The sequence below is a fragment of the Paenibacillus sp. Marseille-P2973 genome, from assembly GCF_018101095.1.
Classification (GTDB): domain Bacteria; phylum Bacillota; class Bacilli; order Paenibacillales; family Paenibacillaceae; genus Fontibacillus; species Fontibacillus vini.
Map to the genome: position 1 here is coordinate 79,069 of NZ_JAGQEH010000004.1, position 12,876 is coordinate 91,944.

The 12,876-nt window shown below is 51.4% G+C and carries 8 protein-coding genes; 6 read left to right on the forward strand and 2 right to left on the reverse strand.

The window, feature by feature from the left end:
• Positions 1 to 56 precede the first annotated feature (56 nt).
• A complete protein-coding gene (locus KB559_RS09915) occupies positions 57 to 1,241 on the forward strand; it encodes an SGNH/GDSL hydrolase family protein (protein WP_247681720.1) in 1,185 nt (394 codons plus the stop codon).
• Between the two features lie 761 nt (positions 1,242 to 2,002).
• On the opposite strand, the gene KB559_RS09920 is transcribed toward KB559_RS09915, so the two are convergent.
• Both KB559_RS09920 and KB559_RS09925 read right to left on the reverse strand, forming a co-directional pair.
• The gene (locus tag KB559_RS09920; protein WP_211021587.1) at positions 2,003 to 3,625 is read right to left on the reverse strand and encodes a response regulator transcription factor; all 1,623 of its coding nucleotides are present in this window, start codon (positions 3,623 to 3,625) and stop codon (positions 2,003 to 2,005) included.
• 7 nt (positions 3,626 to 3,632) lie between these two features.
• The gene (locus KB559_RS09925) at positions 3,633 to 5,441 is read right to left on the reverse strand and encodes a cache domain-containing sensor histidine kinase (protein WP_211021588.1); all 1,809 of its coding nucleotides are present in this window, start codon (positions 5,439 to 5,441) and stop codon (positions 3,633 to 3,635) included.
• Positions 5,442 to 5,571: 130 nt separating this feature from the next.
• Between KB559_RS09925 and KB559_RS09930 the strand changes: the two genes are divergently transcribed.
• The 5 genes from KB559_RS09930 to KB559_RS09950 all read left to right on the forward strand — a co-directional run bounded on the left by KB559_RS09930 (position 5,572) and on the right by KB559_RS09950 (position 12,853).
• Positions 5,572 to 6,453 carry a carbohydrate ABC transporter permease gene (locus tag KB559_RS09930; protein ID WP_211021589.1) on the forward strand — a complete coding sequence of 294 codons (882 nt, stop codon included), beginning with the start codon at positions 5,572 to 5,574 and terminating at the stop codon, positions 6,451 to 6,453.
• Positions 6,453 to 7,283 carry a carbohydrate ABC transporter permease gene (locus KB559_RS09935; protein WP_211021590.1) on the forward strand — a complete coding sequence of 277 codons (831 nt, stop codon included), beginning with the start codon at positions 6,453 to 6,455 and terminating at the stop codon, positions 7,281 to 7,283. The genes KB559_RS09930 and KB559_RS09935 overlap by 1 nt, the downstream gene beginning before the upstream one ends.
• Positions 7,284 to 7,365: 82 nt before the next feature.
• On the forward strand, positions 7,366 to 8,670 hold the full coding sequence (locus tag KB559_RS09940; RefSeq protein WP_211021591.1) for an ABC transporter substrate-binding protein: 1,305 nt from the start codon (positions 7,366 to 7,368) through the stop codon (positions 8,668 to 8,670).
• 123 nt (positions 8,671 to 8,793) lie between these two features.
• Positions 8,794 to 10,800, forward strand: a complete 2,007-nt coding sequence (locus KB559_RS09945; protein ID WP_211021592.1) for a beta-galactosidase — start codon at positions 8,794 to 8,796, stop codon at positions 10,798 to 10,800.
• Positions 10,801 to 10,864: 64 nt separating this feature from the next.
• The gene (locus KB559_RS09950; protein WP_211021593.1) at positions 10,865 to 12,853 is read left to right on the forward strand and encodes a GTP-binding protein; all 1,989 of its coding nucleotides are present in this window, start codon (positions 10,865 to 10,867) and stop codon (positions 12,851 to 12,853) included.
• Positions 12,854 to 12,876 lie beyond the last annotated feature (23 nt).

Below are 12,876 nucleotides of genomic sequence, written 5' to 3' on the forward strand. Positions count from 1 at the left end.
CGGTTTTTTTGTACAATAGTTCGAGGAGATGAAAGATTAGGATGAGGAGTGGCAGTATGGAACAGAAAGAAATGCAGGACATGCCGGTTCAAGATCTGGCCTTGATGAAGGAGTATGGCTCTGCAACGGTCGTATCGACGGCTTCCAACTATATTATGGATCGCGAAGAGGCGTTTACGCATACATACCGGACCTATGTCCGGCTTCGGGAGCAGGGCAAACTGGAGCTTCGGTTCTGGTTCAGTAATGCAGTGGATTCCACCTGGGACCAGGGGGGCGTTGCCAAGGGAGGACAATCTGGCGGCAACTGGCTGATCGAGGCTGCGTTCGTAGCCGATGGAGGGACCGGAAGAAACGGCGAAGTTTCCGGTCAATCGCAGGTCCCCGTTACTTTTGGCGGTAGCCTGACCCGGCTGGTACGTCCGGGAGAGACGTTTTGGAGCGATACCGTGGAGATCGAATTGCCGCAAGGCCATGATTTGGCATTCAGTTGGACTATCGCCTCCGGCTCCGGCCGATCGGTCCCTTACAATACCGAGCAGATGCTGGTAACAGCTTATAATACCCCCGGCAAACATGCGGACGAAGCGGAAGGGGATTTATTCGCGCTTTCGGAGAATCTTCTGGTAATGCCCGCTTGGATCGGATACAAGAAACAAAGTCACCTGCGGATGGTTTTCTTTGGAGATTCGATTACCCAGGGCGTGAGAACCGCAAAGGACGGTTACGATTATTGGGTGGCTCGGATTGCCGATGGGCTTGGCGCGGATTATAACGTCTGGAATATCGGTTCGGGATGGGCGCGGGCCTATGACGCCGCAGCGGATGGCCCTTGGCTGCATAAAGCCAAACAAGGGGAGCAGGTCTTGATTGCGCTGGGCGTCAACGATATCGATATCGGCGAGCGAAGCGCGGAAGAGTTGCTGCAGGACCTGACCAGCATCGTATCGTCTCTCAAAGCAAACAATAGCGAGGCCGACATCATTCTGTTTACGGTGCCTCCGTTTAATTTCAGCGGGAACCGCGAGCAGGTATGGCGGAAGGTGAATGAAGTGCTGAGAACCGCGCCTCCTGCCGGAGTGAGCCGGGTGTTCGATATTGCGGCCGTACTGTCACAGCCGGCACCTAATGAACACCAGGTCCGGCCGGAATTTATGAGCCCGGGGAATGACCCTCATCCAAACGGTGTGGCGGGCAAAGCGGTGGCTGAAGCTTTCTTGCAATGGTATGAGCGTAAGTAGTAGAACTCCGGTAAACAGCAGGACAGACCAAGGTTAAGCCATGGGTATTCGCGTACATCTTGTGGACATGTCGAAAAAGGCCTGCTCACCGGATGAACGGAATAAGGAGCAGACCGGATGTGCGGAGAAACTCTTAATATTTGTGGGGTCCTCTCGTAATCTTGTAAGGAGTAACTAGGCAAGGGGCTTCTCCTGGGGCTTCTCCTGGGGCTTCTTCCGGAGCCTTTTCGGGGTCCTGCTTTTTGGAATCTCTTTGGAGTCCTACTTTCCCAGGCTAACGAACCTGAGGAAGCTTATTTGCACGAAATCAGCATGTTTTGGAACCTAACGAACTCCAGTAACGTTATTTGGGCGATAAGAGGTGAATTGCTGCCTTTTTGCTGTGAATAACGTGTCTGGAGTTCGTTATATTTTGAATTGGCCATTTTTAAGCCAAATAAGGGTTACTGGGTTCGTTAGCCATCCAGCATCGCCGTCCAGCGTCACCATTGGCCACAACCCCACCGTCCAAACTCCGATTCAGCGCCCTCACCCCGCACCCTCATCCAAGTACCCTCATCCAAGTACCCTCACTCAGCACAATTTCCCAAACTCCCGCCTAGTACCACGTCCACACTATATCATCAATCCAAAGACACATTCCCATCAGAGTTACTCCTACCACACTCCCGCAGAATACAATGCATCTCCACACTGACCTGCTTAATGAGAATTGGTTACTATAACCGACGAACCGCACCAAGCACCTATATTGATCGCACTCATCTGCTCCGGTACTCCCGCGGCGATTCACCTTCCTGCTTCTTGAATACTTTGCTGAAGTATTTCACGTCATTGAATCCGACCATCTCGGAAATTTGTTGGAGTTTCAGATCCGGGTTCAGCATCAGCTTTTTGGCTTTGTCGATCCGGTATTTAGTAAGATAATCCGAGAAGTTGATCCCGAATTCTTGCTTGAATTTGCGGGAAACGTATTCGCGGCTGACATAGAAATGACTGGCGATCTCCTGGAGAGACAGCTCGTTACGGTAATGCTGTTCGATATAGGTAATAATTTCGCCGGTCATCCGGTTCTCCCTGGAATGGCGAGCCGAGATTTCTCCGGCAAGGCGGGTCATAAAAGCCCTGGACCAATCGCGCCACGCGGAGGGAGAGAAGGTATAGCTGCTCGTCAGGGGAGGGGTCAGGCTCGATTCGTCGTGTTCGGATTCGGACACCAGGTTATCGGCTTCTTTACCCAGCGCTTCCCGCAGCAGTCTGACTCGAAAAGACAGGATGTCGCTTTCCCAAGCATCAAGCAGCTCGGATGATACGTAGCCCGAACGGCATAATTCGTCGATCCACTGTTGGGCGGCTGAAGAGATTTGACCAGCGTCTCCGCTCAGAACCGCAGTTTTCCACTCCTCCTGCACACTTTCAAAGGATAATGACGCAGCGCCTTCGATCGTATCCTGCTGAGCAGACTTAAGTAGATGGACATATTGATCCGGCTGCAGCAGATTCCTCCGGCGGATCGCAGTTTCCGCTTCGTCATACTGATGGGGAAGACTTTGCGGAAGTTCTCCCGCCATCCCCATACCGACATGAACTCTACGTTGCAGGGTATGGAACAGCCCGTCATTAATCCTTGCTATCAATTCCGGCGCGCGATCCGACGGACCCCATGTCAAAATTACGATTTCCATCGGCGCTCCCCAATACTTGAACGCAATCCCGTGCCGCCCCGGGAGTAGAAACTCATTGCAAATATTAATGAGCGAAAAATGCAGCAATTCGCTATCATACCCGAACCGTCGCAGTAAGGCCGTGTCCCCGGAATCGATCGGGATCAGCAGCAGCCGGCCCTTGTCCGCCTCTTCGGGAATCACGCCCTCCATCCGGAGCCGTCTCATTGCGGACTCCGAGGAGCCCGGATCGTCGATGAGCGAGGAGAGAAGCTTCTCACTGTACACCGGCCTGAATTCGTTTAACTGGATGCTCTTCTGCTGATGTTCCCGGCGTTCCTGTTCTTCTTGCCGCCACTGGCCGACAGCTTTGCCAACGGCAGCATTAATCGCCTCGGGATCGATCGGCTTCAAAATATAATCAATGCCCCCGTGCCTTACCGTGCTTCGGACAAATTCAAAATCGTCATGTCCGCTGATCACGATGAATTTGAGGCTCGGCGCATGCTCGCTCACCCAAACCATAAGCTCCATCCCGTGACCGGATTTCATCATCATATCCATAATAACGAGTGCCGGCTTGAATTCCTTAATCATCGCGATGGCTTCGGTGCCGCCGCCGGCTTCCGCGATTTCCTCAATTCCGTGACTTTGCCAATCAACCAGCAGGCGTACCGCCTTCCTCACTCTCGCTTCATCGTCAACGATCAGTGCTCTCATGATTTCTTCACTCTCCGCTTTCATCTTGGACCTTGAATTTCAAGGTAATCCGGACTCCGTCCGGTTTTAAATTAGCTACGATCAACTCGGCATTCTCTCCGTAAACCAAGCGCAGCCGGGTCAGGACATTGATCAGGCCGATGGAGGACGTCTTTCCATCCGGCTCATCCTCTCCGGGCTTGACCTGTTCCGCCCCCGATAGGGCAAGGCCGCTCTGCAGCCGGCGAAGCTTGTCATCCGGAATCAAAGCCCCGTTATTTTGCACAATAATCGCCATGTTTCCTTCCGTATCCTTCGTGGCGGTCAGTGAGATCCAGCCCCCGGATTCCGAAAGGTCGATGCCGTGCTTGAAGTAGTTTTCCATAATAGGTTGTAAGATCATTTTCGGCATCGGCACCTGCAGAAGTGAATCCTCGATTTCATAATGAAACGCAAACCTGTTCTCAAACCGTTCTTTTTGCAGTTCTATATAAGCCTTAGCATGCTCAAGCTCGTCCTTTAGGGTCACGGTTCGTTCATCATTGTTCATACTGTAACGCATCATCTTCCCGAGGGAAGAAATCAGGGTATATATTTGCGGTACCTTCAGTTCCAATGCCAACGTACCGATGATCTGCAGCGTGTTATTCAGAAAATGAGGGTTAATTTGCGCCTGCAGTGCCCGAAGCTGGTTGTCCTTGCTGCTAAGCTCCAGTTTGTACTCCCTCAGGATCAAGTTGTTTAACGTGTCCATCATATCGCGGAACCGCTCCGTCAAAACACCGACTTCATCATTTCCCGCAGGAGCTACGTCAACCTGAAGGTTTCCGATTTTCACCTGATTCATATAAGTCGAAAGACGCTTGATCGGGGAAGTGATCCGGATTGAAATCAGGACGATGGCCGTGATGATGACAAGCAAGGCAACTCCGAACAAAACGGCGTTGATCTTAGCGGCCTGATTCGCTTCGCCGAGCAGGTTCGATACAGGAATTTGCTTGACCAGTGTCCAGTCCGCCCCCGTGCTTTGAATGCGCTGATATATAAATACGGCCCCGTTCATTTCAAAAGAGCCCTGATCCCCTGTAAAACCGGCAGCCGGTTTGCCGTACCAATCGTCTTGGAGCGGCTTCCCAAGAAGCGTCTCGTCCTCGGTATACACTAAATTGCCCTCGGCATCAATAATGTACAGATTCTCTTTACTCTTGTCATAGAGCTGGTTGATGATGCCGAAGAGAGCCGACAGCTTCAAGTCGATAGATAAATACCCGATGGCTTGATTGGTCGGGATCTTTTCAATCCGCCGGTGCAGGGTAAAGACCTGCTCCTTGGTCGCCTGGGGAAAAGGAGACAGAAGACCGTAATGGTGACTTGGGTGCGTAGTCTGGATTTGCAGCAGCTCTTTTTCGGGCAATGCGGAGGCGGGGTAAGGGGCGGGATCCTGCCAACGCTTCGGAGTTTCCTGGGTGATCATCGTGGCTTTGTTGTCCTTGATGCCATATAGATAAACCTGATAAGCGCCAGGTATCGCTTTGTACATATAATTTAGCGACGAATAGATGCTGATATTGGCGGAAATATCGTCATAACCGGCGTCGAGCTGTCTGTAAAACTCGGCATCCGAATATACGCTGAGGGATACCCGATTGATCTCCTGCAGCATACTGTCGATATTAAGATAGCCTTGATAGAGAAGGTTCGTATTTTCTTCTACCGCCCGCGTTCTAAGCGAAGCTGTTGTATGAGAATAGCTAACGATCATAGCAGCTACGATACATATGACAATCGGCAATAACATAAAAACAATCATTTTGGTGCGAATGCTGTTCCATTTCATTTAATCCACTTCCGATCAATATTTTACACCTTAGTGATCACCTCTGTCGGTGTAAGGGGAATCAAAATAATTACATAATAGCATTATAAGACACATAACGACAAAGAGAGACATTGAAAGGGGGGCCAATATGCGTAGCAGAAAGTTATCGCATTATGGACAGCAATTCTTTTTCGTCGGCCCGGCCGTACTATTCTTCACTCTGGTCATGATTATTCCATTTTTAATGGGGATGTATTATTCCTTTACGGATTGGAATGGCGTATCGGGCGAGGTTACTTGGGTCGGCTTCGATAATTTCGCAAAAATATTTTCCGGTGACCCGGATTTCTGGAAGTCCTTCTGGTTTACGGTTCGCTTCACGGTTTTGGGTGTTGTGCTCACCAACCTGGTCGGCTTCTTCCTGGCTTATTTCCTTACAAAGCCTTTGAAATCACGGAACGTACTGCGTACCGTGTTTTTTATGCCTAACATCATCGGTGGCTTGCTGCTCGGATTTATTTGGCAGTTTATCTTTATTAAAGGCTTCTCGACCTTGGGCGATATGACGGGCTGGTCTTTCTTCCAGCTTCCTTGGCTCGGCGATGCTACCACCGGTTTCTGGGCGATCGTCATGGTGTTCGTATGGCAATACTCCGGTTATTTGATGGTTATTTATATCGCTTCGCTCAGCAATGTTTCCAAGGAAGTGCTGGAAGCCGCTGAAATCGACGGGGCCAGTCATTTCCAAGTGCTGCGCAGCATCATCGCTCCTCTTATTATGCCGGCGGTAACCGTCAGCTTGTTCCTGGCGATTTCCTGGTCCTTTAAAATGTTCGACCTCAACTTGTCCCTGACCAAGGGCGGTCCGTTTAAATCGACGGAATCGGTTGCTCTGAACATCTACAATGAAGCTTTCTTGAATAACCGGTATGGTCTCGGTACGGCGAAAGCATTGCTGTTCTTCGTTATCGTAGCGATCATTTCCCTGATTCAAGTTCGCATCACGAAGAGCAAGGAGGTTGAAGCCTGATGGAGACTAGATCGCGCGGAAGAAATGTCGTCATTGAGATTATCATGGCTTTGGTGGCGCTTGTGTTCCTGGCCCCGTTCTATTTCCTGTTTGCGAACTCGGTCAAATCGTTCGGTGAAATTTTGTCCAACGCGGCCTCCTGGCCGTCTAAATTCAACTGGGACAACTATTCGAAAGCATGGGAGCTGGCTCGCTTCTCTGAAGCTTTCCGCAACTCGGCGCTGATCACCATAGTCAGTGTGATTCTGATAACGCTGTTCAGTGCCATGGCCGCTTACAAAATGGTTCGCTCTAACACTAGATTCAACCGCATCTTGCTGATGCTGTTCGTTATGTCCATGGTCGTACCTTTTCAAACGATCATGATTCCGGTACTTAAAGTGGTAAACACACTTGGAGTCAACAACAGCATTTGGGGATTGCTCCTGACGAACCTGGGACTCAGTCTCCCGCTGGCGGTGTTCCTCTTCCACGGATTTGTCAAATCCGTTCCTTTGGAAATTGAAGAGGCTGCGACCGTCGACGGCTGCAATCCGATTACGGTATTCTTCCGGATCGTGCTGCCGCTGCTCAAGCCGATGATGATGACCATTATCGTGCTCAACGCGCTGGCAATTTGGAATGACTATTTGCTGCCGTCGTTGATATTGCAAAATCCTTCGCTGCGGACGATTCCGCTGGCGACCTATTCTTTCTTCGGACAGTACACGAAGCAGTGGGACATGGCGCTTCCGGCGCTGGCCATCGGCATTCTGCCGATCGTCATCTTCTACCTGCTGCTGCAGCGTTACATTGTTGAGGGAATTGCGGCAGGCTCGGTAAAAGGTTAATATCTGACAAGCCTGGCGTTCCAAATATAAAGAGGTTGGGAATCAAAAACTTCAAGAAAAATGACTAGGGGGAAATGAAGTTATGAACAAGAAACGTTCTATGGTTATCCTGTCCGTACTGCTCGTGATGAGCATGCTGCTCGCAGCTTGCGGCGGGAAGAACAACGCCAATAATGCTGCAAACGGTAATTCCGGTAACTCCGGTAAGAGCGGAGCAGTCAAGACGGTTAAAGTGTTCCAATTTAAAACAGAAATCGTTGAAGGCCTGAATGAATTGAAGGTCGAATTCGAAAAAGAATATCCGAACATCAAGCTGGACATTCAAACCGTTGGCGGCGGTGCGGACTACGCAGCAGCGCTGAAGACGAAATTCGCTTCCGGTGACGCGCCTGACATTTTCTCGAACGGCGGTTTTGCCGAGCTGGATATGTGGCAAGATAAGATCGAAGACTTGTCCGACCAAGCATGGGTTAAAGACCTCGTGCCTTTGGCAGCCGAGCCTATGACTAAAGACGGTAAAGTATACGGCATGCCGATGAACCTGGAAGGGATCGGTTATGTATACAACAAAGATCTGTTTGCCAAAGCCGGCATTACGGAAACTCCTAAAACAATTACCGAGCTGGAAGAAGCGGCTAAGAAGCTTCAAGCTGCCGGAATCACTCCTTTCGGTAACGCTTATCAAGAATGGTGGCTGCTTGGTAACCAAGGGATCAGCACCGCGTTTGCAAGACAGGACAACGTTGATGAATTCATCAAAGGTCTGAACGAGGGAACCCAAACGATCGTAGGCAACCAGCAGTTTAAAGACTGGAGCAATTTGCTTAACCTTACAGTGAAATATGGTCAAAAGAACCCGCTGACCACGGATGCCAACACTCACCTTGCCTTGTTCGCCAACAGCGAAATCGGTATGATGCAGGAAGGCAACTGGGCGCAAACTTTGATCGACAATATTACTCCGGGCATGAACATCGGGATGTTCCCAATGCCGATTGACGACAATGCCGAGAAGAACGACAAGCTGACTGTAGGGATTCCTGCAAACCTGGTAGTAAACAAAGATTCCGCTTCTAAAGAAGAAGCAAAAATCTTCTTGAACTGGCTCGTAACTTCCGATATGGGTAAAGAGTATATCGTTAAAAAATGGAAGTTCATCCCTGCTTTGACGACGATTCCTGCATCAGCCGAAGATATCGGCATGCTGGGTGCGGACGTGAAGAAATATGTAGACGAGAATAAAGTTTACGGTCTGCAATCTTCGAAATTCCCGGATGGGGTAACTCAAGAATTCGCCAGCGCCATTCAGGAGCTCATCGCGGGCAAAACCGATGTAAACGGCTGGATGACCAACATGCAGGCGGCATGGGATAAGTTGAAGAAGTAATTAACTGAATAATCAATCTACTTGTGTCAGGCAGACTGCTTCCGCGCTCTCTCGTTATAGAGGGCAGACGGGAGCAGTTTTGCCGTTTTTTGCAATAGGCGTTTCGGATAAGGAGGAGAGGTAATGGAAAAGAAGCGAAAATTCGCTAGTGGAGTAAAAATGGGAGTGGATTATTATCCCGAACATTGGGACAGCGAGCTCTGGGAACAAGATATCCAATTAATGAAAATAACGGGGATTCGTGTCGTGCGCATGGGCGAGTTTGCTTGGAGCCGGCTTGAACCTTCATCAGGCGTTTATGAATTTGACTGGCTGGATCAAGTATTGGATTTGTTTCACAAGTACGATATTGAAGTGGTGCTCGGGACGCCGACGAACACGCCGCCGCGCTGGCTAACGGATTTGAGACCGGATATTTTACCCGTGTTTGCCGACGGGAGCGTTTATCATCCCGGGGTACGGGGGCATCGGTGCTACAGCAGCGATTCGCTGAACATATACGGTTCAAGAATCGTGGAGCGAATGGCGGAGCATTTCGGAAAGCATCCGGCCGTCACAGGGTGGCAAATCGACAACGAGTTCGGTATGATCGATTGCCATTGTCCCCGGTGCAGCAGAGGGTTCCGCGAATGGGTAGAACGGAAATACGGGACCTTGGAAGCGGTCAACCGGGAATGGGGAACCGTGGTTTGGAGCGGGGAATATAGCGATTGGTGCCAGATCGGCCCTCCGCATGGAGGATCACCGCATCAGAATCCGTCCTATTTGCTGGACTACGCGAGATATCAATGGGATGAGGTCGTAAAGTTTCAGCATACCCAAATCGAAATCATCCGGAAACATGCTCGCGGTCAATTCATTACCCACAACTTTCACAGTTATCCTCAGCGCCTGGATCAGTACCAGATCGGCAAGGAGCTTGATTTCGCCGCTTTTGATTATTATCCGAACACTTCTCCGGACAAACAGGCAACAGGCCCTTACAGCGGCGCATTATCTCTGGACGTCACACGGGGCATTAAGCGGCGGAACTTCTGGATCATGGAACAGCTTAGCGGACCGCCCGGATGCTGGTTTCCGATGTGGAGAACTCCGTATCCCGGGTTTATTCGGGCCTTTGCCTGGCAGGCTATAGCGCGGGGAGCCGACACGGTCGTGCATTTCCGCTGGAGAAGCGCGGTCGCCGGAGCGGAGCAGTTCTGGCACGGACTGATCGATCACAGCAACATTCCCGGGCGTAAATTTGAAGAATTCGCCGCGCTTTGCGCTGAAGTGAATACGCTGTCAAGGAAGCTCCGGGGAACCGAGCTGCGGCATGATGCTGCCATCCTCTTTTCCCATGAACAGCTGGAATCCCTCCGAATTCAACCCCAGGTCGAGGGTATGGACTATTATGAGAATATCAAGGAGTACCACCGGGCCTTGACCAAGCTTGGAATCGGCTGTGACGTGATCGATTGGAACGAGCCGCTGGACCGATATAAGCTGATTGTGGCGCCCAGCTTGTATCTGATGAACGAAGAGATAGCGGGCAAATTGGAGCGATTCGCTGCGGAAGGGGGGACACTGATTCTCACCAGCCGTTCCGGAGTGAAGCATATGAGCAATCAATGCGTCATGATGCCGCTGCCCGGATTGCTTGCGAAATGCGCCGGAGCCGTTGTTCAGGAATATGACCCGATCGGTGGCGATGTCCATGAAATTGTGGATAATGAGGGCCGGACGTTTGCGTGCCGTCAATGGTGCGATATTCTTTCGCCGGATGGAGCGGATATTGTGATGAGGTACGGCGGGGATTTCTATGCCGGCATACCGGCGGTTACCGTCAATGCCTTCGGGCAAGGGCAGGTTTATTATCTGGGGACCCACCCGGAGGAGGCCTGGTTGATGAGTCTGTTCAGTGAAGTGGCTTCCAAATTAAAGATAACGATGTTCCCCGGCCTGCCCGAAGGGGTCCAGGTTACGGTTCGAACCGGTAGAGACAGATCGTTTTTGTTCGTACTGAATTTATGTCGTGAAGCGAGAAAAGTTACGCTGCCCGGCGCGTATCCAAGTTTGCTTTACGGCGAATCCAGAGGGCTTGAGCTGGAACTGGAGCCGTACGGCGTTGATATTTTGGAAATGAGATAGACGGGAAATCCGATGTTAGGTAATATGTTCTTGTGAAAATACGGCTTACTCAGGAGCAGACAACATGGACATAAACGTAACCAAACGGCTGAACGTCGGAATCTTTGCGCACGTCGATGCGGGAAAAACGACGACAACCGAGCATATATTGTTTGAGAGCGGACGGACACGGACGCTGGGAAGCGTGGATGAGGGGACAGCGTTGACCGATTCCATGGATATTGAACGTCAACGGGGGATTTCCGTCCGGGCCGCCATGACCTCATTTAGCTGGAAGGGAGTCCAGGTGAATCTGGTCGATACCCCGGGGCATGTCGATTTTCTCTCGGAGGTAGAGCGTTCGCTCCGGGTCATGGATTGTGCGGTGCTCATTCTTTCCGCTGTGGAGGGTGTTCAGGCACAGAGTGAAATGATCTGGAACGCTTTGCGAAAGCTTGCGATTCCTACTTTGGTTTTCGTAAATAAAATGGACCGGGTCGGGGCAGACCCGGAAACCTTACTGTCGGAGATCCATAAATTTCTGTCGCCCGATATCGTTCCTGTTCAACTGCCGCTAGGCAGAGAGCAGGAGTTTACGGGGGCTATAGAGTTGCTTGAGGATGCTCCAATGGATGTAGCGGGGAACAAAGCGCGGATTCGGCTGTTTGAACACTTGGCCGAACGGGATGAAACACTGCTGGAGTCTTATTTGAACGGCGATGCCATTTCTCTGGCCCAGTGGCGGAACTGTGCCGTCGAGCTGGCAAAATCGGCCAAGCTGTTCCCCCTGATCTATGGGGCGGCCGCGAAAGGCATCGGGATCGAATCGTTGCTGGACGCCATGATTCATTACCTGCCCTTGGCGGGAGGGGACGCCGAGGCTCCTTTATCAGGCATCGTGTTCAAAATCGAACGCGACAAGAGTATGGGCCGGATGGCTTATGTCCGTTTGTATCAAGGGAGTTTGCGCAACCGGGATAACGTACATAATTATACCCGGGACATTCAGGAGAAAGTGACGCAAATCCGGAAAGTCGAAGGAGCCCGCTCGGAGGATCTCGGATGGCTGGCCGCAGGGGATATCGCCGCAGTTTGCGGACTCTCGCATGTAAGGATTGGGGATATTCTCGGAGTGCCCGACGCGATCCCGCCGGAAGCGAAGCTGGCCGTTCCGCTTTTGACGGTCCGTGCTTACTGGAAGACTGAGGCGGACTATCCGCATGTCGTCCAAGCCCTTCAGGAGCTGTCCGATGAAGATCCGCTGCTTGATGTGCAATGGCTGCAGGATGAACGCGAACTGCACGTCAAAGTGATGGGTCCGATCCAATTGGAGATTTTGCACAGTATTCTTGAGAACCGTTATGGATTAACGGTGACGTTCGGGAATCCGTCTGTTATATATAAGGAAACCCCGAAGCAAGCCGGTGAAGGGTTTATCGCCTACACGGTGCCTAAGCCGTGCTGGGCTATACTCCGCTTCCGGATCGAGCCGGGTCCCCGAGGCAGCGGGCTTGTGTATGAAGCCAATGTGAGAACGGAGGATTTGCTTCCACAGTACCAGAACGAGGTCGAGCGGCGCTTACCGGAAGCTTTGCAGCAGGGGATGTTCGGCTGGGAGGTGACGGATCTGAAAGTCACCTTGACCTATGGACAGCATCACGTGTGGCATACGCACCCGCTGGATTTTGCCGTGGCTACGCCTATGGGAATTATGGATGGGCTAACTAATACCGGAACCGCCCTGCTCGAACCTTTGCTTCAGGTTCGAATCGTTGTTCCGGAGGAGAATGCAGGGCGAGTAATCAACGATTTCGCACTGATGCGCGGAACGATGGAACCGCCGGTGCTGCAGGGCGACCGGATGCTGATCGAAGGCCGGCTACCGGTTGCAACCTCGATGAATTATCCGGTTGAGCTGAGTTCCTATACGAAGGGCCGCAGCACCTTTTCCTCATTTTTCGCGGGATATGAGCTCTGTCCGGTCGAGGTTTCGGCCGAGCGTCAGCGCCGGGGAGTCAACCCGCTGGATCAGGCGAAATATATCCTTAGCGTGCGGAAAGCTTTGCAGGGATAAAATTTGCCAAAGCACCGACTCGC

Coding starts and splice junctions, on each gene's coding strand:
- KB559_RS09950 (WP_211021593.1), top strand. CDS start 10,865: ATGGACATAAACGTAACCAAACGGCTGAACGTCGGAATCTTTGCGCAC.
- KB559_RS09935 (WP_211021590.1), top strand. CDS start 6,453: ATGGAGACTAGATCGCGCGGAAGAAATGTCGTCATTGAGATTATCATG.
- KB559_RS09930 (WP_211021589.1), top strand. CDS start 5,572: ATGCGTAGCAGAAAGTTATCGCATTATGGACAGCAATTCTTTTTCGTC.
- KB559_RS09920 (WP_211021587.1), bottom strand. CDS start 3,625: ATGAGAGCACTGATCGTTGACGATGAAGCGAGAGTGAGGAAGGCGGTA.
- KB559_RS09915 (WP_247681720.1), top strand. CDS start 57: ATGGAACAGAAAGAAATGCAGGACATGCCGGTTCAAGATCTGGCCTTG.
- KB559_RS09940 (WP_211021591.1), top strand. CDS start 7,366: ATGAACAAGAAACGTTCTATGGTTATCCTGTCCGTACTGCTCGTGATG.
- KB559_RS09945 (WP_211021592.1), top strand. CDS start 8,794: ATGGAAAAGAAGCGAAAATTCGCTAGTGGAGTAAAAATGGGAGTGGAT.
- KB559_RS09925 (WP_211021588.1), bottom strand. CDS start 5,441: ATGAAATGGAACAGCATTCGCACCAAAATGATTGTTTTTATGTTATTG.